Source organism: Blastococcus sp. KM273128 (assembly GCF_021698975.1).
Taxonomy (GTDB): domain Bacteria; phylum Actinomycetota; class Actinomycetes; order Mycobacteriales; family Geodermatophilaceae; genus Blastococcus.
The window spans coordinates 13,941-37,827 of the sequence record NZ_SSXA01000034.1; the positions used below are offsets into that span (position 1 = coordinate 13,941).

General features: G+C 74.1%; 27 protein-coding genes. 19 read left to right on the top strand and 8 right to left on the bottom strand.

Annotated elements, in window-relative coordinates:
• Window positions 1-111: 111 nt before the first annotated feature.
• The 4 genes from E9529_RS11655 to E9529_RS11670 are packed head-to-tail and all read left to right on the top strand — an operon-like array spanning window position 112 to window position 6,382.
• Window positions 112-819 (top strand): hypothetical protein, encoded by a 708-nt coding sequence (locus E9529_RS11655; RefSeq protein ID WP_236831317.1) that lies wholly within the window; start codon window positions 112-114, stop codon window positions 817-819.
• A complete protein-coding gene (locus E9529_RS11660; protein ID WP_236831318.1) occupies window positions 816-1,955 on the top strand; it encodes an ImmA/IrrE family metallo-endopeptidase in 1,140 nt (379 codons plus the stop codon). Before E9529_RS11655 ends, E9529_RS11660 begins: the two co-directional genes overlap by 4 nt.
• Window positions 1,956-1,958: 3 nt before the next feature.
• Window positions 1,959-2,855: a hypothetical protein gene (locus E9529_RS11665; RefSeq protein ID WP_236831319.1), complete on the top strand. Its 897-nt coding sequence runs from the start codon at window positions 1,959-1,961 to the stop codon at window positions 2,853-2,855.
• Window positions 2,840-6,382 (top strand): DEAD/DEAH box helicase, encoded by a 3,543-nt coding sequence (locus tag E9529_RS11670; protein WP_236831320.1) that lies wholly within the window; start codon window positions 2,840-2,842, stop codon window positions 6,380-6,382. Before E9529_RS11665 ends, E9529_RS11670 begins: the two co-directional genes overlap by 16 nt.
• A 243-nt stretch (window positions 6,383-6,625) precedes the next feature.
• Here E9529_RS11670 and E9529_RS11675 read toward each other — a convergent pair whose 3' ends face one another.
• The 3 genes from E9529_RS11675 to E9529_RS11685 all read right to left on the bottom strand — a co-directional run bounded on the left by E9529_RS11675 (window position 6,626) and on the right by E9529_RS11685 (window position 8,838).
• Complete coding sequence (locus E9529_RS11675) at window positions 6,626-7,003, bottom strand: nuclear transport factor 2 family protein (protein WP_236831321.1); 378 nt, start codon at window positions 7,001-7,003, stop codon at window positions 6,626-6,628.
• Between the two features lie 127 nt (window positions 7,004-7,130).
• Window positions 7,131-7,586 carry a DUF1707 domain-containing protein gene (locus tag E9529_RS11680; RefSeq protein ID WP_236831322.1) on the bottom strand — a complete coding sequence of 152 codons (456 nt, stop codon included), beginning with the start codon at window positions 7,584-7,586 and terminating at the stop codon, window positions 7,131-7,133.
• Between the two features lie 88 nt (window positions 7,587-7,674).
• Complete coding sequence (locus E9529_RS11685) at window positions 7,675-8,838, bottom strand: acyl-CoA dehydrogenase family protein (protein WP_236831323.1); 1,164 nt, start codon at window positions 8,836-8,838, stop codon at window positions 7,675-7,677.
• 72 nt (window positions 8,839-8,910) lie between these two features.
• Between E9529_RS11685 and E9529_RS11690 the strand changes: the two genes are divergently transcribed.
• The 9 genes from E9529_RS11690 (at window position 8,911) to E9529_RS11730 (ending at window position 15,594) form a co-directional block, all read left to right on the top strand.
• A complete protein-coding gene (locus E9529_RS11690) occupies window positions 8,911-9,378 on the top strand; it encodes a GNAT family N-acetyltransferase (protein ID WP_236831324.1) in 468 nt (155 codons plus the stop codon).
• Between the two features lie 101 nt (window positions 9,379-9,479).
• Window positions 9,480-9,845 carry a hypothetical protein gene (locus tag E9529_RS11695; RefSeq protein ID WP_236831325.1) on the top strand — a complete coding sequence of 122 codons (366 nt, stop codon included), beginning with the start codon at window positions 9,480-9,482 and terminating at the stop codon, window positions 9,843-9,845.
• Window positions 9,846-9,951: 106 nt separating this feature from the next.
• Window positions 9,952-10,626 carry an RNA polymerase sigma factor gene (locus E9529_RS11700; protein ID WP_236831326.1) on the top strand — a complete coding sequence of 225 codons (675 nt, stop codon included), beginning with the start codon at window positions 9,952-9,954 and terminating at the stop codon, window positions 10,624-10,626.
• On the top strand, window positions 10,623-11,660 hold the full coding sequence (locus E9529_RS11705; RefSeq protein WP_236831327.1) for a hypothetical protein: 1,038 nt from the start codon (window positions 10,623-10,625) through the stop codon (window positions 11,658-11,660). Before E9529_RS11700 ends, E9529_RS11705 begins: the two co-directional genes overlap by 4 nt.
• A 93-nt stretch (window positions 11,661-11,753) precedes the next feature.
• A complete protein-coding gene (locus E9529_RS11710) occupies window positions 11,754-12,671 on the top strand; it encodes an aldose 1-epimerase family protein (protein ID WP_236831328.1) in 918 nt (305 codons plus the stop codon).
• 1 nt (window position 12,672) lies between these two features.
• Complete coding sequence (locus tag E9529_RS22720; RefSeq protein WP_236831329.1) at window positions 12,673-13,398, top strand: MOSC domain-containing protein; 726 nt, start codon at window positions 12,673-12,675, stop codon at window positions 13,396-13,398.
• A 4-nt stretch (window positions 13,399-13,402) separates the two neighbouring features.
• Window positions 13,403-13,618 (top strand): RNA-binding S4 domain-containing protein, encoded by a 216-nt coding sequence (locus tag E9529_RS11720; RefSeq protein WP_236831330.1) that lies wholly within the window; start codon window positions 13,403-13,405, stop codon window positions 13,616-13,618.
• A 36-nt stretch (window positions 13,619-13,654) separates the two neighbouring features.
• The gene (locus E9529_RS11725; protein WP_236831331.1) at window positions 13,655-14,836 is read left to right on the top strand and encodes a pyridoxal phosphate-dependent aminotransferase; all 1,182 of its coding nucleotides are present in this window, start codon (window positions 13,655-13,657) and stop codon (window positions 14,834-14,836) included.
• Window positions 14,833-15,594: a nitrilase-related carbon-nitrogen hydrolase gene (locus E9529_RS11730; RefSeq protein ID WP_236831332.1), complete on the top strand. Its 762-nt coding sequence runs from the start codon at window positions 14,833-14,835 to the stop codon at window positions 15,592-15,594. Before E9529_RS11725 ends, E9529_RS11730 begins: the two co-directional genes overlap by 4 nt.
• 6 nt (window positions 15,595-15,600) lie before the next feature.
• Here the strand turns inward: E9529_RS11730 and E9529_RS11735 are convergent, their stop codons facing one another.
• Together E9529_RS11735 and E9529_RS11740 are read right to left on the bottom strand one after the other, a co-directional pair.
• Entirely contained in the window at window positions 15,601-16,392 is a 792-nt protein-coding gene (locus E9529_RS11735) for a DUF2382 domain-containing protein (RefSeq protein WP_236831333.1), read from the bottom strand.
• Between the two features lie 93 nt (window positions 16,393-16,485).
• Window positions 16,486-17,442 carry an endonuclease/exonuclease/phosphatase family protein gene (locus E9529_RS11740; RefSeq protein WP_236831334.1) on the bottom strand — a complete coding sequence of 319 codons (957 nt, stop codon included), beginning with the start codon at window positions 17,440-17,442 and terminating at the stop codon, window positions 16,486-16,488.
• 64 nt (window positions 17,443-17,506) lie between these two features.
• Here E9529_RS11740 and E9529_RS11745 point away from each other — a divergent pair, with 64 nt between their 5' ends.
• Both E9529_RS11745 and E9529_RS11750 read left to right on the top strand, forming a co-directional pair.
• Window positions 17,507-18,127, top strand: a complete 621-nt coding sequence (locus E9529_RS11745) for a CYTH domain-containing protein (protein ID WP_236831335.1) — start codon at window positions 17,507-17,509, stop codon at window positions 18,125-18,127.
• A gap of 145 nt (window positions 18,128-18,272) precedes the next feature.
• A complete protein-coding gene (locus E9529_RS11750; RefSeq protein ID WP_236831336.1) occupies window positions 18,273-19,505 on the top strand; it encodes a metallophosphoesterase in 1,233 nt (410 codons plus the stop codon).
• A 6-nt stretch (window positions 19,506-19,511) separates the two neighbouring features.
• Here E9529_RS11750 and E9529_RS11755 read toward each other — a convergent pair whose 3' ends face one another.
• Entirely contained in the window at window positions 19,512-20,084 is a 573-nt protein-coding gene (locus E9529_RS11755) for a TetR/AcrR family transcriptional regulator (RefSeq protein WP_236831337.1), read from the bottom strand.
• Between the two features lie 162 nt (window positions 20,085-20,246).
• Between E9529_RS11755 and E9529_RS22725 the strand changes: the two genes are divergently transcribed.
• From E9529_RS22725 to E9529_RS11770, 3 genes are all read left to right on the top strand, one after another.
• On the top strand, window positions 20,247-20,975 hold the full coding sequence (locus E9529_RS22725) for a GntR family transcriptional regulator (protein WP_236831338.1): 729 nt from the start codon (window positions 20,247-20,249) through the stop codon (window positions 20,973-20,975).
• A 1-nt stretch (window position 20,976) separates the two neighbouring features.
• Complete coding sequence (locus E9529_RS11765; RefSeq protein WP_236831339.1) at window positions 20,977-21,447, top strand: SRPBCC family protein; 471 nt, start codon at window positions 20,977-20,979, stop codon at window positions 21,445-21,447.
• Window positions 21,448-21,619: 172 nt separating this feature from the next.
• The gene (locus E9529_RS11770) at window positions 21,620-21,895 is read left to right on the top strand and encodes a GlsB/YeaQ/YmgE family stress response membrane protein (protein ID WP_236831340.1); all 276 of its coding nucleotides are present in this window, start codon (window positions 21,620-21,622) and stop codon (window positions 21,893-21,895) included.
• Window positions 21,896-21,922: 27 nt separating this feature from the next.
• Here E9529_RS11770 and E9529_RS11775 read toward each other — a convergent pair whose 3' ends face one another.
• Window positions 21,923-22,561 (bottom strand): MBL fold metallo-hydrolase, encoded by a 639-nt coding sequence (locus E9529_RS11775; RefSeq protein ID WP_236831341.1) that lies wholly within the window; start codon window positions 22,559-22,561, stop codon window positions 21,923-21,925.
• Between the two features lie 98 nt (window positions 22,562-22,659).
• Here E9529_RS11775 and E9529_RS11780 point away from each other — a divergent pair, with 98 nt between their 5' ends.
• On the top strand, window positions 22,660-22,878 hold the full coding sequence (locus E9529_RS11780) for a hypothetical protein (protein ID WP_236831342.1): 219 nt from the start codon (window positions 22,660-22,662) through the stop codon (window positions 22,876-22,878).
• Window positions 22,879-23,006: 128 nt separating this feature from the next.
• On the opposite strand, the gene E9529_RS11785 is transcribed toward E9529_RS11780, so the two are convergent.
• The gene (locus tag E9529_RS11785; protein WP_236831343.1) at window positions 23,007-23,783 is read right to left on the bottom strand and encodes an enoyl-CoA hydratase-related protein; all 777 of its coding nucleotides are present in this window, start codon (window positions 23,781-23,783) and stop codon (window positions 23,007-23,009) included.
• Window positions 23,784-23,887 lie beyond the last annotated feature (104 nt).

Sequence of the window (23,887 nt, forward strand, 5' to 3'; positions counted from 1 at the left end):
ACGACGGGACCAGACGCGCTGGCGACATGCGGACGACACCGCTCACATGGCGAGTGACACGCCGTGGTTTCCACTTGAATCTCGCGCATTGTCAGGAGGTTCTGCTACAACATGTACGTGCTCGAGGACGCAGCGGCTGGAACGCTGCTTGCCGATGTGATCGACGACTGGTCGGTGCCGGTGCTGACGCCGCTGACCGATCTGGCCGCCGAGGTGTGGCGCGTCAACCTGGACCGGCAGGAGCCAGGGCTCGGCGACGACGCCCAGGTGCTGGGACTGCAGTCCAGCTTCAACGTGCGCAACCGCGCCGTCGCGCGGCTGCGCCACACTCCCGATGTCGCCGCTCGAATCGTGAACAACACCCTGCAGGTGAACCACCGCGGCCGGGTGCTGCACATCGGCAAGGCGCCTTCGGGCTCGGTCCGATGGGACGTCCACAGCATCGACTGGGAAGGCAGCGGCGTCCGCCTCGACGGTGCAGCCGCGAACAGCCTCGCCTACAGCCCCACTGAGGGCACTCTCTTCCCGGTCACCAACCCCGACCCTGCCGAGCTCAAGCACCTGCACCTGACCTGGCAGGGGCTCCTGGACGGCAGCATTCGGGTCTGGGTGGGTTTCCCGCGCCTCGGGGACGCCCCCTGGTTCGCCGTCCGCCTGCTGCGTGACGCCGACCTCGGCCGCGGGCAGGGTCAGCCCGTCGGCGCCCTCGAGAGCACCGTGCCGGACTTCGAGACCCTGCAGACTCCCGAGCCGAGCGTGGCTCTGCGCCTCCGGCCCGCCGCCGGGAACGGTTCCGGCAGGGCCCCACGAAGCCCGTGACCGCGCCGCTGGACCTCGACGCCGCGCGGCAACGTGCGATCCGCCGCCGCGCTGCCGGCGTCGCGGTCGACTTCGATCCGGCCCGGCTCACCCTGGCGCGGCGGCTGAGTGCCCGGCAGCGGACGCAGCTGGCCCGTGAGGTCGGCGTGACCCCCGCGGCGATCACCCAGTACGAGAAGGGGCAGTCCAAGCCCACCCTGCCGGTGCTGGCTTCCCTATCGGAAGCGCTCGCCGTACCGGTCGAGTTCTTCCGGGCGGGCCACCAGGTACATGCGCTCCCCGCCGGCGGCGCTCATTTCCGCAGCCTCCGCTCGACCAGCGCCCTCGAACGGGAGAAGGCCCTGGCCTTCGGAGAGGTAGCGCTGAGCGTCTTCGCCGCCGTTGAGCAACAGGTTGAACTACCAGCACCGCGCTTGCCAGACCTGCCGGTGAGCCCTGAACTGGACGCGGTGGAGATCGCCGATCTCGCCGGACAGGCCAGAGCTCGCATGGGGGTGGCGCGCGGCCCGGTACCCCATGTCGTGCGGCTGCTGGAGGCCCACGGCGTGGCTGTCGTCCGGCTTGATGACGCCAGTCATCGCGTCGACGCGTTCTCTCACCTTCACGGCCCACGGCCGCTCGTCATGCTGAACCCGGCCAAGCGCGACAAGGCCCGCAGCCGCTTCGACGCTGCCCACGAACTTGGTCATCTGCTCATGCACCACGACACGGAGCCCGGCTCCCGGCTCGCTGAGATGCAGGCCCACGCCTTCGCCGCGGAGTTCCTCGCCCCTGCTGCGCAGATTGCTGACGACCTGCCGACCCGGCCGGACTGGGTGACGCTGCACGCCTTGAAGCGGCGGTGGGGGCTCAGCCTCAAGGCTCTTGTGATGCGGGCGCACACTCTGGAGCGGTTCACCGAGCACAGCTACCGACGGGCGCTTCGTCAGCTGTCGTTCTGGGGGTTGCCGGAGCCCGGCCCACTGGGGGCGCCGGAGGTTCCCGTGCTGTTGCCGCGGGCCATCGACCTCCTCGGGGGCGAACCTGCCCTCGGTGTGGTGGCGCGTGACGCGGGTCTTCCGCTGTCCGAGGTCCGCCGAGTCTGGCTCGCCGCCGGAGCGGATGACCCTCGGCCGACTGTGGATCTTGACGAGTAGAGCGTGGCGTCGAGCTCGGGAGTCGCAGCCCCGGTCACTGCCGCGCGGGCGGCGGAGGTTGCGGCCAGTCATGACGACAAGGTCAGCCGGTTCCTGCAGACGCAGGTGAAGGGGTCGCCGGCTGCGGGCAAGGCGACCTGGCATCTGGTGACCCTCGAGAGCCTGAGTGTGGAGGAGCGGGCCGCGGTCGCGTGGTTGATCGCCGACGCGATCTTGCGATCTCGATGCGGCCGGGCGTCCATCTACCAGATCTGGCGCAGGGCGGCTCTCGCCGGCCAGACGCTGTCTGCTGAGGACCGCAGGAGGATGACCCCCTTCGTCAGGGATGTCTTCGGCCTGCCCGACGCGCCCGGCAACGAAGACCACGTCGAGGGGCACGTCGCGGAGTGGCTGTGGTACCTGCTGATGTGGGAGCGGAACGAAGACCGGAAGATCGTTCTGCTGGAGCCCCCCAAGTTCACGGTCACCGACTCCGGTCACGACGGGTTCATCGTGTACGCCCTCGCCGGACTGCCCCTCGTCTTCCGGCTATGGGAGCTCAAGAAGCAGGTCGGCACCGGCACGGTGAGCAGCACGATCAGCGGTGCCTACGGGCAGCTCCAGACTCAGGGTGAGCGCTACCTGGCCCAACTGGTGTCCGTGCACTCCGACAAGGGAGGCGAACTGGGTGAGCTGTGCGGGCAGCTGGTCGACCTCTGGGTTGAGGCTGACAACCGCGCCGGCGTCGGGGTGGGCGTCACCTCGGCGACTCTGCCGCCACCGGGGAAGGCCTTCAGCACGATGGGCACGCAGTTCCAGCAGTTCGCCGAGCCGGGCCAGCTCGAGGGCCTGCTGTGCGCGGTCCAGGAGTACCACGACCTCGCCCTCGCCGTGAGGAGCTACGTGTGGACCGCGCTCTGAGGCGGGAGGACGTGCTGGATGCCCTGGGCACGCACAGCCCCGGCGTTCTCCCCACCGTCGACGAGCTGATCAACCTGATCGCGAACGTCGAGATCCAGGCGTTCATGGCCAACTTCGAGGTCGGCGACGAACTCCTGCGCGCGGCCTGGTATCTCCACGGCGTCGCGTCCGCGGCGGAAGCCACAGAGCTGTACTCACCGCCGCGACAACGCCGGGCGTTCGCCGTCAGCGCGCACATCTTCGATCTTGCGCTCAACCAGCCTTCGCGGGACAGGCACGACCGTCTGACATTGGCGTTCGCCGCACAGGTCGGATACCGCCGCTCCGAGCTTGACCCCAACGCCACCGCCGTCTACCGCAGAGTCGCCGACCTGCTGCGCGATGACCTGGACGTCACCGACCAGATCGACACGCTGGCTTTGCAGGCCGGGGTCGCCTTCCTCGGCCTCGATCCTCGCCGCCTCGGCCAGCTACAACGGACGTGGCGCGAGCAGCTGGCCGCTCTCGCTGTCCTGGTGGGCACGGACACCCTGGTCACCACGATGTTCGGACCAGCGGAGCAGGTCGTCCTGGCGACCAGCGCTCTGCTCCGCTACCTCCGCCGCGGGGACGTGGATCAGCTCGAGGTGGCACGCACGGCGCTGCGGTCAGTCGTCGACCTCACCGCCGGCGCGGGCGACCACGATGCCCGATGGGTAGCCGCGCACCTGCTGCAGATCGCCGACGGCATGGCCTCCTCCAGTGTCTGGACGGTTCTCCCCCGCGACACTCCACCGGCGGTCGGGCAGGCATTCACGGTGGGCTCGCCGCCGGTGCTGACGCTATGGCCGCCGCAGCGGGAGCTGCTCAGCCGGGCCACCGCCAACCCGCTCGACCCATCCACCGGCAGACTCCTGCTGTCGGTCCCGACGAGTGCCGGCAAGACCCTGCTCGCGCAGGTGATGATCTGCACGCACCTGGCCACGCAGCCCGGGAGCGTCTGCTACATCACCCCGTTGCGCAGCCTGGGCCGTGAGATGCGTCAGGCGCTCCGCAGCCGGCTGCGGGTACTGCGGCGCGAGCTGGGGATCGACATCCCCGACCTGGCCACCGCGGGCATCGAGGACTTCCTCGACGGCCTGTCCACGGTAGGACAGGGCGACGTCGAGGTGATGACCCCGGAGCGGCTCATGCAGCAACTCCGGCGCGACCCCGAGGAAGTCCTGGGGCGCTTCACCATGTTCGTGATCGACGAGGCCCACCTGCTCGCGCAGTCGGGCCGCGGGTTCTTGCTGGAGGCGCTGCTCACCTTCTTGGCGACGGCGAGCTCGGCGCGGCTGGTGTTGCTCTCGGGCGTCCTCGGCAACGCTGCATCGCTGGCGTCCTGGCTCGCCCCTGACCAGCCGGAGGTTCTCTACAGCGACGACTGGCGCGGCCCCCGGCGCATGCACGCCCTGCTCTACAGCGAGGCTCAGTGGGCTGAGAAGGAGGAGACCACCCGCGGCAAGACAGCGCGACTGCCCGTCCGCGTGACCATGCCGCTGATCGGGAAGCTGCTCGTCCGGCCCGCCGAGGGGCAGGTCTCCCGCCTCGTCACCGGGCGGCTGGGCCAGTTGGCGTTGAACCAGTCCACCGACGGGAGCATCCAGAAGAGAGACGACTCCAGCACGGCCAACTACAAGATCGTCGCAGCTGCTGCGGCGTCGCTCTTACACGCGGGAAGTCTGCTGATGGTCGTCTCCACACGACCTCTCGCCGGAGCCGCTGCCCGCGCGCTCGCCGAGACGCAGCCCGAGGCCGACTCGGCAGGTGAGCTGGTCGCCTTCCTCGAGGAGCGCCTCGGCGCCGAGCATCCACTGATCCCGTGTGTGCGGCACGGCGTCGCCTTCCACCACGCCGGCCTCCCGGTGGACGTCCTGGACGCGATCGAGGAGGCGATCCGCTCCGACCAACTGCGCGCGGTCGTCGCCACCAGCACGCTCACCGACGGGGTCAACCTGCCGGTGCGAACCGTGTTGATCGCCGAGACGACGTGGGAGGGCCAGCAAGCCGGCGCCAGGCTCGACGCCCCGCGCCTGCTCAACGCCATCGGGCGCGCAGGCCGAGCCGGCCGGGAGACCGAGGGCTGGATCGTGCTGGCTCTCCACAAGAACGAGGACACGTCGGACTTCGCGCTGCTCACCCCCGAGGCCGACGCCCTCGAGGCCCGGTCGACCATGCTGTCCGCCGAAGCGCTGGACTCGCTGGCGGAGGCCGAGTCACTCCTCGCCCAGACCGCCGATGCGATCCTGCGCTTGACCCCTGGGCCGGCCGCCGACTTCGCCGGGTACGTGTGGTTCGTCCTCACAACGCTCGAACGTCTGCAGCGAGTCCCGAACGCCCCTGACGTCGCCGGAGCCGTACAGCGGCTGCTCGGCTTCGACCAGATGGACGCCGCGCTCCAGGAGCGGTGGTTCACGTTCGCCGCCGCCGTACAGCGCACGTACAACGCGACTGACACCGCCCGCCGCCACCGATGGACCGCGACCGGCACCTCCCTGGGAACCGCCGCACGCCTGGAGGACATTGTCGACCAGCTGGTCACCGTCGTCTTGGATGTCCATCCCGATACCCGCGACCCCTTCGAGCCGCCCACGGAGCTACCCGTTCCGGACACGCTGGCGCTCCTCGACGTCGCCGAGGTCTTCGACGCTCTGCTCAAGCTGCCGGAGGCGGAGCGGGCCTGGCGCTTCCGCAGTCGCCGGGCCGGAGGGAGTGAGCCGATCGAGGTGCCGCTGGTGCCCGCACTGAACTCGTGGCTGTCCGGCACGGACATCGCGGAACTGGCACAGGAGATGCTGCCCAGCGTCACGGACTCGTCGTGGCGGCTCGAGCACACCGTCGACGCGGTGAGCGGCACCTTCGAGCACTACCTCAGCTGGGTGGTCGGGATCGTCGTCGAGCAGGCGAACTCGCAGCTCGACACCGTGAACGCGACCGTCCGCCTCCGTCAGGAGGTCGCCGCGCTGATCCGCTACGGCGTGGACACCCCGCAAGCACTCGGGCTTCTCACGCACGGCATCCAGTCCCGTCGGCTGGCCTACCGGCTCGGACAGTTCGCCGACGATCGCGACATGAGCGTGGACGAGCTGCGAGAGTGGCTCGCCGACCTGCCCATGCAGAGCTGGCGAATGGACTTCGACGCCACACCCCGTGAGGTCCTCGACCTCCTGGAGTTCACCCGCGCGCGGAGGCAGAGCCTGCTCCGCACTCTGCTCGAGAGCGGCAGTGCCCAGGTGACGATCCGTCGCGCCGCCCCGACCGACGCGGACGACCGTGATCTGTCGCGGCCGGTCCAGCTGAGCGCTGCCGATCGCCCACCGGCGGAACTTGCCGTGACAGACGGCGACGACCGATTGGGGGTCATCGCGCCCCGGGACCACACCGATGTCCTGGACGTTTTGGCGAGCGGCCTCGACGTCACAATGGTGCTCACCGGTGAGGTGCTGTCGTTCACCGTCGTCGACGGAACCGTCGGGCAGCGCTCGGACGAACGGCAGCTCACCTGATCGGCACCACGGGGACCACGGGCCGTCCGCGAGGGAGTCTGGACCCGTGCGCGGTGATCACGCCCATGCACTGTCCGAAGCCGGACGTAGCCTTCAGCTCATGATCAACAAGGTGCCGGATGTGACGGATGAAGGCTCCGCTGGGGAATCGCCCAGTGACGCACCGTCAACTCCCCCCTTGCCCACCACGGCAGACGACGAGCGCCGGTCCCCTCGGGGGTCGGCGCTCGTCGCGTCCGGGGGTCAGGCCGAGCCGCTCGCCCCCTGCACGAACGCGGCGGAGTCGTAGTAGGTGCGGACGCCGCTGAGCCGCTCCTCGTCCCCCTCGATGACCGTGACGCCGCGGTAGGTGAACGGCTTCCCGCTGCGCAGCGTGCCGGTCGAGGTCCACTCCAGGGCGGCGCTGCTCTCCCCGATCACGGAGTGGGTGAACGTCGTCTCCAGGTCGCCGAAGACGTTCCGGTAGTCCTCCCAGAAGACCTTGGCGCCGTCCTTGCCCGACGTCTCGTGGTGCTCGTCGAGCTTGACCAGCTGGGCGTCGTCGCCGGTGAGCTCGATCATCGGCCCGACGTCGCGGTCGCTGTCGAGCGTGTGCAGCGCGGCGGTGAAGCGCTCGGTCATCGAGTGCACGGTTCCTCCAGGGTGTCGGTGCGGGTGGCGGGGCCAACCTCGTCGAATCCCGTTGCGCCCTACCCCGTAGTGCCCCGCCCACCCGTCGCCGCGTGGCGGATCCGGCGCGGCGCGCCGCTCAGCTGCCCTCGACCGAGCGCCGGTCGCGCCCGCCGCCGTGGCCGCCGCCGGCGAGCTGGCCCATCAGCAGGAAGGCCCCCCACGGCACGATCACCCAGAACGGCCAGAAGTAGAGGAGCTCCCGCGACGCCAGCGACGACACGGCCCAGATCAGCAGGACGATCACCGCCGTGCTCCCCCACGAACCCCACTGGACGTCGTGGAGGCGCCCGGAGCCGCGGCTGCCGCACACCGGCGCCGGGTGCGCCGACCGCACCGGCGCGGGGCGCGGCGTGGTCGAGGGGAGGTCGGCGGTGAGCTCGGCGAGCTCCCCGAAGGTGCGGGCCGCGTACGCCCGGGCGAGCCGGTCGTCGTACTCGGCGACGGTCAGCCGGCCCTCCGACATGGCGTGGCCGAGGGTGGAGGCGACGGCGGCGCGGTCGGAATCGGCGGCGCGGAGGTGGGGCTCGGCCACGGTGCTCTCCTCGTTCGGGGACACCAGTCTGGGCCGCGGCTCCCCGCCGGGTCCACTGACAGCTGTCACCGGTTCCACGTGGAACCCGTCAGCCCGCGGGCGGGACCGCCCCGGAGGTGAGGTGCCGGCCGATGACCATCCGCTGGATCTGGTTGGTGCCCTCGAAGATCTGCATGACCTTCGCCTCGCGCATGTACCGCTCGGCCGGGTGGTCGCGGGTGTAACCGGCGCCGCCGAGCACCTGGACGGCGTCGGTGGTCACCTTCATGGCGGCGTCGGTGGCCACCAGCTTGGCGATGCTGGCCTGGCGGGAGAACGGCTTGCCGGCGTCCTTGCGGCGGGCGGCCACGAGGTAGGTGGCGCGCGCGGACTCGACGGCGGCGGCCATGTCGGCCAGCAGGAACTGCACGCCCTGGTGCTCGGCGATGGGACGGCCGAATGCCTCCCGCTCCACGGCGTAGGCGACGGCGACGTCGAGGGCCGACTGGGCCAGCCCGACGGCGACGGCGCTGATGCCCAGCCGCCCGGAGTCCAGCGCGCCCAGGGCGATGGCCATGCCGCGGCCCGGCTCGCCCACCAGCCGGTCGGCCGGGACGTGGACGTCGTCGAGCCGGATCGCCGCGGTCGTCGAGCCGGTCAGCCCCATCTTCTCCTCGGGCCGCGCGGCGCTGAAGCCGGGCAGGTCGGGGGTGAGGTGGAAGCAGGAGATGGCGCGCTCGCCGTCCGCGGGGGTGCGCAGGAACGTCGAGTAGAAGTCGGCGTGCCCGCCGTGGGTGACCCAGGCCTTCTCGCCGCGGGCCAGCCAGCCGCCGTCGGCCGGTGTCGCGCTCGACCGCATCGCGGCGACGTCGGAGCCGGCGTGCGCCTCCGACAGCGAGTAGGCGCCGAGCAGCGTGCCGCCGACCATCTCGGGCAGCAGGTCGCGCCGCTGCGCCTCGGTGCCGAAGTTCGCGATGGGGGAGCAGGCCAGCGTGTGCACGCTGATGCCCAGCGCCACGGTGGCCCAGCGCGCGGCGAGCTCCTCGAGCACCTGCAGGTAGACGGCGTAGGGCTGGCCGCCGCCACCGACCTCCTCGGGGAAGGGCAGCCCCATGAGCCCGGCCTCCCCGAGGAGGCGGAACACCTCGCGGGGGAAGCGCTCCTCGCGCTCGTGGACCGCCGCCTTCGGGGCGAGTTCGGCGTCGGCGATCTCCCGGGTGAGGGCCAGCAGGTCCTCGGCCTCGGGCGTGGGCAGTTCGCGGTCGACCGGCACGGTGCTCCTTCGCATCGGGGCGTCCAGCGGACGGTACCTCCGCCGACCGCGCCGGGGCCGTTGGCAGGATCGGTGCCCGTGATCATCGAGGCGGCTGCCTGGGACGACCCCGACGTCCGGCGGCTCACCACCGACCAGCAGACCGAGGTGCGCGCCCGCTACGGCGGCAAGGATGAGCCGGGCACCCACCCGTCGGCGGCCGACGTCGCCGTGGTGCTGCTGGCCCGGGGGCCCGACGGGACGGCGCTGGGCTGCGGTGCCCTGCGCGAGCTCGGGGACGGCGTGGCCGAGGTCAAGCGCATGTACGTGGTGCCGGCCGCGCGGGGCCGCGGGGTGTCCAAGGCGGTGCTCGCCGCGCTGGAGGACGCCGCCCGCGCCCGTGGCTGGACGACGCTGCGGCTGGAGACCGGTCCGCTGCAGCCCGAGGCGGTCGGTCTCTACGCGGGCGCCGGCTACCGGCCGATCGACGCCTTCGGCGACTACGTGGGCGACCCCGACGCGGCGGGCTCGCTGTTCTTCGAGCGACTCCTGGCGAGCTGACCGCCAGAAAGGGGTACCGGCCGGTCCGTCTGCCCGGCCGACGTGTGTGAGGCTGGCGGGGAGCGATGGCGGACCGCCCGCCGAGGCTGGAGGTACCTCCCATGCGCATCCGGAAGCTCGCGGTGGCCACCGCGGCGGCCGTCCTCCCCCTCGGCCTCTCCGCGTGCGGTGGCCCGAGCGTCGACGACTTCTGCGAGCAGTACCTCGCCACCGCGGAGATCGAGCCCGAGGACGGCGAGCAGGCCCGGGAGGTGCTGGCGGAGATGGCCGACAACGTCCCCGACGACGCGGAGGAGGTGGAGGAGGCCGTCCGGTACATGGCCGACAACTTCCCGGACGACGAGGCGCTGGAGGACGCGGCCGCGGAGGACGCGGCCGCGGAGGAGGCGATGAGCGAGGAGGAGCTCGAGGAGTTCTTCGCGGCCGCCGACACCGTGAGCGCCTACGGCGACGAGAACTGCGCCTGAGCGGGACGAGATGCGGCAGATCGGGCCTCCGGCGACGTCCGGAACCCCGTTCCGGCGCAGGTCGGCGCGGCGTGAACCGGATCCGCCGGACCGGACATCAACGGGTGTGACGACTTCCCCGATCGCCGCCGGACCACCGGCCGCGGCGCACCGGTCCGCCGATCCACCCGCCGGACCCCCTCGGCTGCGGGCCCTGCCCGACGCGCTACCCGGGGACGCCGAGCTGATCGCGCGGTCGGTCGACGACCCGGCGGAGTTCGCGCCGCTGTTCGACCGGCATGCCGCGACCGTGCACCGCTACCTGGGCCGCCGCGTGGGCGAGCTCGCCGACGACCTGCTCGGCGAGGTGTTCCTCGTGGCCTTCCGGCGCCGCGCGGCCTACCGCCCCGAGCACGTCGAGGTGCGGCCGTGGCTGCTCGGCATCGCGACCAACGTGGTGCACGGCCACCGCCGCAGCGAGCAGCGCCGCTACCGGGCGCTGGCCCGGGCCGCCGCCGAGCCCGAGCGGCACGGCGAGGACCCGGGGGAGGCCGCCGACCGGCTGGACGCCCAGGCGCTGCGCGGTCCGCTCGCCGCCGCGCTCGCCGGGTTGAAGCCGCGCGACCGGGACGCCCTGCTGCTGCTCGCCTGGGGCCAGCTGGGCTACGAGGAGATCGCCGCCGTCCTCGACGTCCCGGTCGGCACGGTGCGCTCCCGGCTGCACCGCGCCCGCCGCCAGACCCGCGCCGCCCTCGGCGACGTCTCCCCCTTCGCGCCGATCTCCGAGGAGGATGACCGATGAACGACCTCACGCTGCTCCGCGAGGCGGGCCCCGAGGCGCCGCCGCTCTCCCCCGCCGCCCGCTCGGCCGCCCGCGCCGCCCTGCTCGCCGAGATCGAGGGGCCCGTGCCGCGCCGCCGCCCGAGCCGCCGGTTCGTCGTCCGCACCGGGGTGGCCGTGGTGGCGGTGGCCGCCGCCTGGACCGCCGCGGTGGTGATCGCCGCCCCGGACGGCCCCGGCACGCCGGCGACCAGCGTCACCCTCGTCGACTTCCAGACGCCGACCTTCCCGCTCTCGCTCGACCCGGCTCCGGTAGGGATGCGCCCTGCCTTCAGCGGGGACGGGGAGTCCGCGGGCTTCGCCGAGTACGACTCGGCGGACGGGGCCGGCCGGTTCACCGTCGGCGTGCACGAGGACGTGCCCGACGGGTGGGAGGACGCCTTCACGCACGCCGAGGTCACCGGGCGCTCCGAGATCGGCGTCGACGGTGCGGACGCCGACCTGGTCCGCGGGACGCGGGAGGTGTACTGCGACGACGGCCTGACGGTCTGCGAGCGGGAGCGGTTCGCCGAGCTGCTCTGGGAACGCCGCGAGGACCAGTGGGTGTGGCTGACCGGCGAGGGGCGGTACAGCTCGACCTCCGAGCTGGTCGCGGTCGCCGAGTCGCTGGTCGACCGCCCGCAGCGCGCCACGCTCACCGCGGAGCTGGCCCCGGCCGGCTGGTCGGTGCAGTTCTACAAGATGGGTCGCGTCCTCACGCTGGTCAACGACGCCTACGAGCAGCAGACGATCACCGTGCACGTGCCGCTGCCCGAGGACGTCTCCCCGCTGGCGCAGGTGCGGGGCGAGCTGATGGGCCCGGTCGGTCCGCAGCTCGACGTGACGGTGCAGGGCCGGCCGGCCGCCCTGGTGCGGGTCGACAACGGCCCGCGGGACCGCGGGTGGTTCCTGCAGGCCCAGTTCGAGGACGGGACGACCTTCACCCTGCAGGTGCCCGATGCCTTCACCCAGGAGCAGGTGCTGGAGTTCGCCGAGCGGGTGACCCACCACCCCTGACCCGTTCACCGGTATGCGTCTCGCGGTGGTTCTCCGGCCAGGGAACCACCGCGAGGCGTATGCGGGCGCTCCAGGGTGTGGTGAGGTGATCGCATGCCCGACGCCTGGCCCGAGACCGACCGCACCGAGGTGGAGCTCACCGCCGGCGACGCCCTCCTCGCCGTGGACCTGCGCGGCGGCACGCTGCGGCGGCTCGCCGTCGGCGCGTGGGAGGTGCTCGACGGCTACCCGGCCGGGGAGGTGCTCCCCGGCTGGCGCGGCGCCACCCTGGTGCCCTGGCCCAACCGGCTGCGGCACGGCCGGTGGAGCTGGCGAGGGACCGACCTGCAGCTCGACGTCCGCTCCCCCGAGGAGCCGCACGCCATCCACGGGCTGGTCACCTGGCAGCCGTGGACGGTGCTGGCGGAGGACGGCGGTTCCGTCACGGTGGGGACGACGGTCGAGCCGCAGCCCGGCTACCCGTTCCGGCTGTCCGTCGCCGTGGACCACGCCCTGACCGCCGGCCGGCTCACCAGCACGCTGCGGGTCCGCAACACCGGGGACCGGCCGGCGCCCGTCGGGGCGGGCTTCCACCCGTACCTCTCGGTCGGCGCGGTGGAGGACGGCGGCATCGGCGAGGCGGAGCTGGCGCTGCCGGCCCGCACGGAGCTGCTCCTGGACGGCGGGTTGCCGACGGGGGAGCGGCGGCCCTTCGACGGCGCCGTCGGCCGGATCGGTGACTGCGCGCTGGACCTGCCGCTCACCGACCTGGAGCGCGACGACGACGGCTGGTGGCACGTGCGGCTGCGGGGGAGCGCGGGCGAGCTCACCGTCTCGGCGGACGCCGCGTGGCCGTGGCTGCAGGTCTACACGGGGGACACGCTGCCCGAGGGCCAGCGGCGGCGCAGCATCGCGGTCGAGCCCATGACCTGCCCGCCCAACGCGCTGGCCGACGGCGTCGACCTGCAGGTGCTCGAGCCGGGCGCGGAGTGGGCCGGCACCTGGTCGCTGACCTGGGCCCCGGCGGCCTGAGGTGCGCGTCGCCGAGCTGTGGCGCTACCCGGTGAAGTCGCTGCAGGGGGAGCGGCTCACCGAGGCAGAGGTGGGCCCGCTCGGGCTGGAGGGTGACCGGCGCTGGGCGCTCTTCGACCGCGAGACCGGCTTCGGGCTGACCGCCCGCCGGGTGCCCGAGCTGCTGTTCGGCGCGGCGCGGCTGCGGCCGGACGGCGCCGTGGAGGTCGTGCTGCCCGACGGCACCGTCACCGCCGACGAGGCGGCGCTGTCGCGCTGGCTCGGCCGCCGCGTGGAGCTGCGGGCTGCCCCGGAGGACGACGCCGACGTCCCCGTCTACGAGTCCGCGGTCGACGACGACGAGCCCGACCCCGCGGAGTGGCTGCAGTGGGAGGGCGCGCCGGGGCCCTTCCACGACAGCCCCCGGATCCGGCTCTCGCTGGTCTCCACCGGCACGCTGGGCACCTGGGACCGCCGCCGCTTCCGGGCCAACGTCGTCCTGGACGGCGCGGGTGAGGACGCGCTGCGCGGCACGGAGGCCGGGCTGGGCGGGGCGCGGCTGCGGTTCGGCACCGGCATCCCGCGCTGCGTGATGACCACCCGGCCCCAGCCCGGCGGCATCGCCCGGGACACCTCGGTGCTCAAGACGGTGCACCGCGAGCGGGAGGGTCTGCTGGCGGTGCGCGCCGCCGTCGTCACCCCGGGCCGGGTCCGGGTCGGTGACGAGCTGCGCCGGACGGCAGACTGAGCCCGTGCAGACCGTCGACCTCCGCCCGGGCGAGGAGAGCATCCGGCTGGGCCAGCTGCTCAAGCTCGTCGACGCCGTCCCCACCGGGGCCCAGGTGAAGGACGTGCTGGTCTCGGGCGCGGTGACGGTCAACGGCGAGCCCGAGGACCGGCGTGGCCGGCAGCTGCGGTCCGGCGACGTCGTCACCATCGAGGGGCACGAGGACGTCCGCATCGCGTAGCCGGTTCCACGTGGAACCGCCCGGGGAGGGAGCAGCATGACCGCACCGCTGGCGTCCCGGCTGCGCGGCTTCGGGACGACGATCTTCGCCGAGATGAGCGCGCTCGCCGTCGCCACCGGGTCGGTCAACCTCGGGCAGGGCTTCCCCGACTACCCCGGCCCCCCGGAGGTGCTCGACACCGCCCGCGCGGCCATCGGCACCGGCGCCGACCAGTACCCGCCCGGCCCCGGCATCCCCGAGCTGCGGGCCGCCGTCGCCGATCACCGGGAGCGGTCCACCGGCACCGCGTACGACGCCGACACCGAGGTGCTGGTCACCGCCGGCGCCACCGAGGCGCTGGCCGCCGCCATGCTCGCGCTGCTCGAGCCCGGTGACGAGGTGGTGCTCTTCGAGCCCATCTACGACAGCTACAGCGCCTCGGTCGCGATGGCCGGCGGCGTGGTGCGCCCGGTGCCGCTGCACCCGCCCGCGGACGGGACCGGGCCCTGGACCTTCGACGAGGCCGAGCTGCGCGCGGCCGTCACCCCGCGGACCCGGATCCTGCTGGTCAACTCCCCGCACAACCCGACCGGCACGGTGCTCACGCGCGACGAGCTGGCCGTGCTCGCCGACCTGGCCACCGGCCACGACCTCACCGTGGTCACCGACGAGGTATACGAGCACCTGGTCTTCGACGGCGCCCGGCACGTCTCCCTGGCCACGCTGCCGGGCATGCGGGAGCGGACTCTCGTCGTCTCCAGCGCCGGCAAGACCTTCAACGTGACCGGCTGGAAGGTCGGCTGGGTGTGCGGCCCGGCGCCGCTGGTGGCCGCCGTCCGCACCGCCAAGCAGTTCCTCACCTACGTCAACGCCGGGCCGTTCCAGCCCGCCGTGGCCGCCGGCCTGCGGCTGCCGGAGGACTGGTTCGCGGGCATCGCCCGCGACCTGCAGTACCGGCGGGACGTCCTGGTCACCGGGCTCCGGGACGCCGGCCTGCCGGTGATCAGCCCGCAGGCGACCTACTTCGCCACCGTCGACGTCCGCGGCGTGCAGCCCGACGGCGACGGGTTGGCCTTCTGCCGGGCGCTGCCGGAGCGGGTGGGCGTGGTCGCGGTCCCGACCGTGGTCTTCTACACGCCGGAGCACGCCGCCCTGGGGCGGCACCTGGTCCGGTTCGCGTTCTGCAAGAGCGACGCCGTCCTCGCCGAGGCGGTCGAGCGGCTGAGGAGGCTGGCATGAGGGTGGCTGCGGTGCAGCACGACATCGTCTGGGAGGACCGCGAGGCCAACTTCGCGCGGCTGGCCCGCCAGGTGGCGCGCGCCGCCGGGGCCGGTGCCGAGCTGGTCCTGCTCACCGAGACGTTCTCGACCGGCTTCTCCATGACGCCGGGCATCGGCGAGCCCGAGGACGGGCCCTCGGCCGCCTTCCTCGCCGCCCAGGCCGCGGAGCACGGGGTGTGGCTGGGTGGCAGCTGCCCGGAGATCGCGCCCGGTGAGCAGCTGCCCTACAACTCCTTCGTCCTGGCCGGACCGGACGGCACGGTGCACCGGTACCGCAAACTGCACCCGTTCACCCACGGCGGCGAGCACGAGCGGTTCCGCGCCGGCGACGGACCGGTCACGGTGACGATCGGGGGTCTGCGGATCACCCCGTTCATCTGCTACGACCTGCGCTTCGCCGACGTCTTCTGGCACGCCGCGCTGGAGACCGACCTGTACGTGGTGGTGGCCAACTGGCCGGCCGCGCGGCGGCACCACTGGCAGACCCTCCTGCAGGCCCGGGCGATCGAGAACCAGGCCTACGTGGTCGGGGTGAACCGCGTCGGCACCGCGGGGGACGGCACCGAGCACACCGGGGACAGCCGCATCGTCAGCCCGATGGGCGAGCTGCTGGCCACCGCCGCCGGCACCGAGACCATCGTGCTCGCCGACGTCGACGCCGCGGAGGTGGCAGCCACCCGCGACCGGCTGCGGTTCCTCGCCGACCGGCGGGGCTGAGCCCGGTCAGGTCCGGGGGGCGTCGTCCCGGTCGACGGTGATCTGCTCGCGCAGCACCTGCTCGGTCACCGTCTCCCGGCCCTCGACCACCTCGGTCCGCAGCCGCACCCGCTCGACCGGCACCACCTCGACGGAGAACACCGGCCGCTCGGCGTGCAGCACGATCTCGTCCGGCAGCCCGGGCGTGGCCGTGCCCGCGGGCACCAGCGACTCCTCGACGCCGGCGTCCCGTGCGGTGTCGTCGCCCGCCGTCCCGGTGCCCTCGAGCGGCACCTCATCCAGCCGGATCTCCTCGCGCCGCACTGGCACCGTCACCTGCACCTCCTCGGTGACGACGTACTTCACGAGGCGGACCCGCCGGGCGGCGACCTGCTCGGTGCCGACCCGCAGCCGCTCCTCGCTGCGGGTCATGGCGCCCGGGGTCTGCGCCGCGGTGCCGGACGCCGGTGATGCGGTGCCGTCGGGCTCCCGGTGGCGGCCTCCCGCCGCCTCGCCGAGCCCGTAGTGGCGGCGCAGCTCGGCCTCGTCGCCCGGGTCGAGGTGGGTGCCCTCCATGGCGGGGGCGCTGGTCACCGCCTCGGCGGTGACCGGTACCCGCAACCGGCCGTCCTCCCAGGACGCCTCGCGGGCCGGGACGATCGACTGCCGGGTGCCGAACAGCCCGGTGGTCACCGCCACCCAGGTCGGCTCACCCGTCCGGTCGTCGACGAAGAAGTGTTCGACGGTCCCCAGCTTGTCCCCGCCGTCGCCGTACGCGGTGCTGCCGATCGCGGCGGTGACCTCGTGCTGGCTCAACATGGGTCGGCTCCCCTCCGTGGGGCGCGCTCGGCCGCGCGCCACCCGCTCAGGGCTGCCCAGCGGGCGCCGTCGCCGAACATCGGCGCCGGGCGCTCACCCGCCGGGCACCACCAGGTCGACCACCACCGACCGGTGGTCGCTGCCGGCGACGGGGACGACGTCGCAGCCGGCGACGGCCAGCCGCGGGTCCACGAGCACGTGGTCCAGGCCCAGCCGCGGCACCGGGGAGCGCAGCGGGCTCCACGTCCGCAGGTTCCCGCGCCCGACGGCGCGCGCGGCGTCCAGGTACCCGCGGCGCAGGACCGCGCGCAGCGCCGCGTGGTCCAGCGTGGCGTTGAAGTCGCCCGCGAGCACGCGCAGGACCGCGGGCTCCGGGCCGGGGAGCGCGGCCAGGTCCTCGGTCCACCCGCGGACGGCGGCCGGGGACGTCGCCGGCGGGCGGGTGTGCACCGAGACCACCTCCAGCTCGGGCGTGCCCGGCAGCCGCACCGCGGGCTGCTCGAACCCGCCGGGCGCGACGGTCCGGGCGCCCAGGGGCAGGCGGCTCCAGACCGCTCCCGAGGCCGCCGGCTCGCTGCCCGGGCGGGCCGGGACGACGTGGGCGTGCGGCAGCAGCTCCGCGAGCCCCGCGGCGAGCAGCCGCTGCTCGGCCACGGGCGTGAGCTCCTGGACGGCCAGGAGGTCGATCCGGTGCCGCCGGACCAGCTCGACGACCGGCCCGGCGGGGACCAGCCCCCGCCGCAGGCTGACCGTGGCGATCCGCAGCCGCCGGCCGGCCGGCGGGGGTCCGACCGGCCGGCGGCCCCGGTGCGACCGGACCGCGCCGGCGAGCACCGCGCCGGCGCCTGCGGCCAGCACGGTGGCGCTCCGCGACCGGGCCCGCACGGCCACCGCGAGCGGCAGCAGGGCGGTGCCGGCGGCGTAGGGCGTGAACGACAGGGCGGGCACCAGCGGGAAACCCCGCTCGCCGCCGGTGCGGCGCAGCGCCGCCCACACCACCCACGGCGTGGTCGCTGCGACGGCCCACCGGCGGGCGGAGGTCGGGGCCATGCCGGCCACGCTAACCAGGGCGCCGGGGAGCCGCCGCACCGCCCGGTGCCCTACCGTCGGGCGCGTGGTCGCCGAGCAGCTCGAGATCGAGCGGAAGTTCGACGTCGACGGCGGGTTCGCCGTGCCTCCGCTCGACGGGGTCCCCGGCGTCGCGGCCGTGGCCGAGCCGGTCGTGCACGAGCTGGCGGCGGTCTACCACGACACCCCCGACCTCCGGCTGGTGCGCGCGCGGGTGACGCTGCGTCGTCGCACCGGCGGGCCGGACGAGGGCTGGCACCTGAAGCTGCCCGCCGGGGCGGCCCGCCGCGAGCTGCACGTGCCGCTGGCCGCCGGCACCGACGTCGCCCCGGCCGAGCTCCTCGAGGTGGTCGCCGACCTCCTCGTCGGGGAGGTGCCGGCGCCGGTCGTGTCGATGCGCACCCGGCGGGTGGTGACGGCGCTGCGCGACGACGCGGGCCGGGAGCTGGCGGAGCTCGCCGACGACACGGTGACGGCGACGGTGCCCGCGGGCGCCGGGGCGGCGCCCGCGGTGCGCACCTGGCGGGAGCTGGAGATCGAGCTGGTCGACGGCCCGGAGACGGTCCTCGCCGCCGTGGGGGAGGTGCTGGTCGCCGCCGGCGCCCGCCCCTCACCGCGCGCGTCGAAGCTGGCGCTCGCGCTCTCCTCCCGGCTGGGCAGCGGCTGATCACACCCGGGAACGCCGCGCCACCGCCGGTCGTCCATCCTCTGCACGGCGCGCACCCACCGGTCCCGCCCCGATCCTTCCCCAGCCGGAGGTCCCCCTGTCCCTCATCGGTCTGCTGGGCTTCGGGACCGTCGTCCTGCTGGCCGTGGCTCTGCTGCACGCCTACCTGTGGTTCCGCCTGGTCCGCAGCACCACCGCGCCGGGTCGGCTGCGCCGCCGGCTGACGCTGCTCACCGTGGTGCTGGCCGTGCTGCCGGTGGCAGCGCTGCTCTCCCGCGGCTTCCTCCCGCTCGAGGCGGCCACGCCGCTGAGCTGGGTCGGCTACAGCTGGCTGGGCATCGCCCTCTACGCCGTCCTCGCGCTGGTCGTCCTCGAGCCCGTCCGCCTGCTGGGGAGCGCGTGGATCCGCCGCACGGAGGTGGACGAGGTCGTCCCGAGTGGGCCCCGGAGGGGTCCGCGCAGGGACGACGCAGCGGCTCCGCCCGAGCCGGGAACCGCCGACGTGCTGCTCGAGGACCGCCCGGCCCCGGCCCTCGACCGGCGCCGCTTCCTGGCCCGGGGGCTGGCGGTGACGGCCGGCGCGGTCGCGCTCGGCACCGCCGGGACGGGCGCCTGGTTCGCCAACTCGGCGCCGGTCGTGCGACGGGTCCCGATCACCCTGCGCGGGCTGGACCCGGCGCTGGACGGGCTGCGGGTCGTCACCTTCTCCGACGGCCACCTGTCGGCCACCTACGGCGGCCGGCGGTTCGAGCGGGTGGTGGAGCTGGTCAACGAGCAGCGCCCCGACGTCGTCGCCATCGTGGGCGACCTGGTCGACGGCGGGGTCGACGAGCTGCGGGAGGACGTCGCCCCGCTGGCCGACCTGGTCAGCGAGCAGGGCGTCTACTTCGTCACCGGCAACCACGAGTACTTCGTCGACACGCGGGCGTGGATGCGGCACCTGCCGACGCTGGGCGTGGACGTGCTGCGCAACGAGCGGGTGGCGATCCGCCGGGGCGGCGCCTCGTTCGACCTGGCCGGGATCGACGACCGGACGGCGGCCTCCTCGGGGCTGCCGGGCCACGGCGCGGACCTGGACGCGGCACTGGACGGGCGCGACGACAGCACCCCGGTGGTCCTGCTGGCCCACCAGCCGGTGCAGGTGGCGCAGGCCGCGGCGGCCGGGGTGGACCTGCAGCTCTCGGGGCACACCCACGGCGGGCAGCTCTGGCCCTTCGACTACGCGGTGCGGCTGGACCAGCCCGCGGTCGAGGGTTGGTCGCGGCACGGCGACACCCAGCTGTACGTCACCTCGGGGGCCGGGTACTGGGGGCCGCCGATGCGCGTCGGGGCCCGGCCGGAGATCACGGTCGTGGAGCTGCGCGCCCCCGGGCGCTGACCGGCGTCAGGCCCGGGCCAGCGCGTCGAACGCGGCCTCGATGCACTCCTCCAGGGTGTGCTCGCCGTCGCCGTCGGCCCAGGTGAGCAGCCCCGTCGTGTAGGCGGCGAGGTAGGCGCTGGCCACCACCAGGTCCTCCGGCCGCGGCCGGTCCCCGTCGGAGCACGCCTGGGCGACCATCGTCGCGGTGATCCGGTCGAACTCCCCGGCGCGGTTCCGCAGCGTCGCGCTCCCCGCGATGATCTGCCAGCGCGCGTGCAGCTGGTCGCGCACCTCGGCGCCGATCCCGGTCAGCGACTCGATCGCCGCCCGGCGGATGCGCACCGCGAGCGGCAGGTCGGCCGGCTGCGCGGAGATGAGCGCGGCGACCTGCTCCGGCGCCACCAGGCGCATCACGACGTGCTCCTTGCTCGGGTAGTGCGCGTAGAAGGTCGGCACCGAGACCCCCGCCGCCTCGGCGAGGCGGCTGACGCTCACCTGGTCGAAGCCGTGGGTCTCGAACAACCCCACGGCGGCCTCGAAGATGCGCTCGTGGGTGGCCTCCCACCTGCGCCTTCGCCAGTCCGGTGCATCCGTCACCCGGTGATCATCGGTCGCCGGTCCGGTGGTCGCCAGCCGCCGCCCCCAGCTGTCATGCGGCCGTTACCGGACCCGCTCCGGGACAGGCTGGATGTGACGTCTCATACGACATGACGACCAGACGTCTCTCCGGCCAGTACCTTTGACCCCGTGGTGAACCCCGTGGCCGGACCGAAGTACCTCTCGGTCCGCGAGCACCTGCGGCGCCGCGTCGCCGCCCTGCCCGAGCTGACCCTGCTGCCGCCCGAACCGGTCCTGTGCGCCGAGTACGGGGTCAGCCGCATCACCCTGCGGCGGGCGGTGGACGGGCTGGTGGCCGACGGGCACCTCGTGCGCGAGCAGGGCCGGGGCACCTACGTCACCCGGCCGGCCATCCGGCACGAGTACCGCGAGAGCTTCGTGCACCGCATCGCGGGCTTCAACTCCGTGATGACCGAGCAGGGCGCCCAGGTCGGCACCACGGTGCTCACCCAGAGGGTCGTGCCCGTGCCGCCGGCGGTGGCCACCGAGCTCAAGCTGGAGCCGGCGTCCGACGTGGTCGAGCTCGTGCGGCTGCGCAGCGTCGACGGCACGCCGAACCACGTCGCGCACAGCTTCCTGCCGGCCGAGGCCTACCCCGGGGCGGTGGACGCGGACTTCAGCCAGGGGTCGCTCTACGACTACCTCCGCCGCGAGTACTCCGCGGACCTCGCCCACGCCCGCATCGTGGTCGACGTCGGCACCGCCGCCCCGGACGAGGCCGACGCGCTGGGCGTGGTCGCGGGCTCGCCCCTGCTCGTGGTGCGGACGACGGTGCGCGACAGCGAGGGCCGGCCGCAGGTGCACAGCTTCTCCCGGTTGCGCCCCGACGTCAGCCAGGTGGAGTTCGAGGTCTCGGTGGGGGGTCGCTGACGTGCTGACGACGGCGACGGGGAGCCGCGAGGTGCCGCAGCGCCGGGCGGACGTGTGGCGGGCGCTGGCGGTGCTCGAGCCGTACTGCGCCGTCTGCGACGTCTCCTACGTGCTGGACGGCTCCGGCGCGCCCGGCGTCGGGACGACCTTCGTCTGCGCCCCGGGGGAGCTCGCGGGCGCCGACCCCCGGCCGGGTGCGCCCCGCGGCGAGATCGTGACCTGGGAGCCGCGGTCGCGGGTCGGCACCCGCCTGCAGCTGACGCCCGAGACGTGGACGACCGAGATCGAGCTCGCCGACACCGCCGACGGCGGCACGCGGGTGACGATCACCGTCGGGCACGAGCCCACCGGCGGCAGCCGGCTGGTCCACCGGCTGACCCGCAACGCCGTGCGCCGGATGGTGCAGCGCACCGTCGACGCCGAGCTGGGCAAGGTGCCCGCGCACGTGGACCAGGCGGCCGCACGAGGCTGAGCTGCGGCTGGAGGGGCAGGCGCCGTACCACCGGCCCGACCGTGATCGCCACCTCGATCGAGGTACTGACGCATCACTGCAAACAGCGCGGGTACGCAGCCTCTCGTGCCCCGGCGGCACACCCGGCACCCCGCCGGGCCCGCGCGCGCCGGGCGGTTACCGAGGAGTTGGCATGGAAATCATCGGGTTGATCATCGCGGGTCTCATCATCGGTCTGCTGGGCAAGTTCGTCGCACCCGGCACTCGGGACAACACGCCGCTCTGGCTCACGCTGCTGTGCGGCATCGGCGGTGTGCTCCTCGGCTACTGGGTGAGCGGCCTGCTGGGCGTCGAGGACACCGCCGGTATCGACTGGCTGCGGTGGATCATCTCCATCGTGCTCGCGGCGGTCCTGGTGGTGGCGGCTTCCACCCTCACCGGCCGGAACGACCGCGCCGTCCGTCGCTGACGGTCTCCGGGCGGGGGTCCGTCGGGCTCAGAGCTCGACGGACTCCCCCGGCGCCAGCCGCGCGTACGGCGTCGGGGTGCCCGGGCCGCGCTCGCCGAGCAGGCCGCTCAGGACCCCGAGCCCGGTCTCGTTGAGCAGGCCGTCGTGCACCGCGAACGCCTGGTCGGCGTCCACCTCGCGCAGGTAGTCGATGACGTCGGCGGTGCGCGACCACGGCGCGTGCAGCGGCAGGAGCAGGGTCGGCACCGGCGCGCCGGGCACGGTGAAGGCGTCGCCGGGGTGGAACACCTGGCCCTCGACGAGGAAGCCGATGTTGGCCACCCGCGGCAGCTCGGGGTGGATCTCGGCGTGCAGCTCGCCGTGCACCTGCACCTCGAAGCCGGCGATCGTCACCGCGTCACCGGCGCCGACGACGTGCACCCGGCTCCCGGCCCCTTCCAGGGCGGCCGCCACGGAGCGGTTGGTCCACACCTCGAGCGAGGGGGTGGCTTCGAGCGCCGCGCGCAGCCGGTCGGGGACGAAGTGGTCGGCGTGCTCGTGCGTGACCAGCACCGCCGTCGCGCCGTCGAGCGCGACCGGGTCGGTGAAGGCGCCGGGGTCGATGACCAGCCGGCGCTCGCCGTCGGAGACGACCACGCAGGCGTGCCCGTGCTTGGTGAGCTCCATGCCCCGATCCTGCACCCCGCAGGCGGGCCTCACCCCTCGGGGTGAGCCGCCGGCCGGGGGCCGTCACCTGCGGCGGCCGCCGTGCCGACGTCGTCCCCATGATGCTGCAGACCACCGCGTTCGCCGCCGCCCGCAGTCGCGCCCACGGCCCGACCGCTGCGCTGTGGCACGCCGTGGAGCTGCACCGGCCGCCGGCCGAGGTGGACAGCGCCTGCGAGCTGACCGTCTGCGGCTCCCTGGCCCGGGTCACCACCGAGCAGCCCTGGCCGCCGCGGGCCTCCGACGTCTGCCCCGTGTGCAGCGCCATCACGCGGTGACGCCGTCGCCGGGAACGGCGACCCCCTGACGCCCTGCCGTCGGCCCGGATCCGCCCGCCCGGCGGCAGGTGCACGTCCTGGCCGGGTCGGCCTCCTTCGTGGACCGGCCGCTTCCCGGACCGGCCGCCTCAGCTGCCGGTGAACCGCGGTGGACGCTTGGCGATGAACGCCTCGACGGCCTCGCGGTGGTCGGCGGACCGACCGACCTCGTTCTGCAGCCGCGCCTCCAGCGCCAGCGTCTCCTCCAGGGAGTCGGTGGCCGCGGTGGCGAGCACCGTCTTCACCGCGTGGTACGCGGCGGTCGGCCCCGCGGCCAGCCGGGCCGCGAGCGCCTGCGCCTCCGGGAGCACCTGCTCCGGCGCGACCACGCGGTGCACCAGCCCCCACTCGGCGGCGGTCTCGGCCAGGAACGGTTCGGGCAGCAGCAGGAGCTCGGCTGCGCGCGAGCCGCCCACGCAGTGCACGAGCCGCGACGCCAGCGCCGAGTCGCTCGAGAGCCCGATGCCCGTGAAAGCGGTGGTGAACTTCGCGCCCGCCGCTGCGACCCGCAGGTCACCGGCGAGCGCCAGGCCGAGGCCGGCCCCGGCGCAGGCCCCGTTGATCCCCACGACGACGGGCACCCGCAGGCCGGCCAGCGCCAGTACCAGCGGGTTGTACTCCCGCTCCACCACCGACAGCGGGGCCTCCGCGCCGCCCTGCATCTCCGCGAGGTGCTCGCCCAGGTCCTGCCCGACGCAGAACGCGCGGCCGGTGCCGGTGAGCAGCACCGCGCGGACCGACCCGTCCGCCGCGACGTCCTGCACCGCGGCCAGCAGGTCGGCGCGGGAAGCGTGGGTCAGGCCCGGGCGCAGCAGGGTGAGGGTCGCGACGCCGTCGGCGTCCTCCCGGGTCACGGTCTCGGGCATCGGCGCCCCGCCTTCCGGTCGCGGTCGGCCGCGCGGCGCGGCCCTGTCGGCGATCACCTTGCCAGGCGGCCGAGCCCGCGCGTGCGGACCTACCTCCGCCGCCC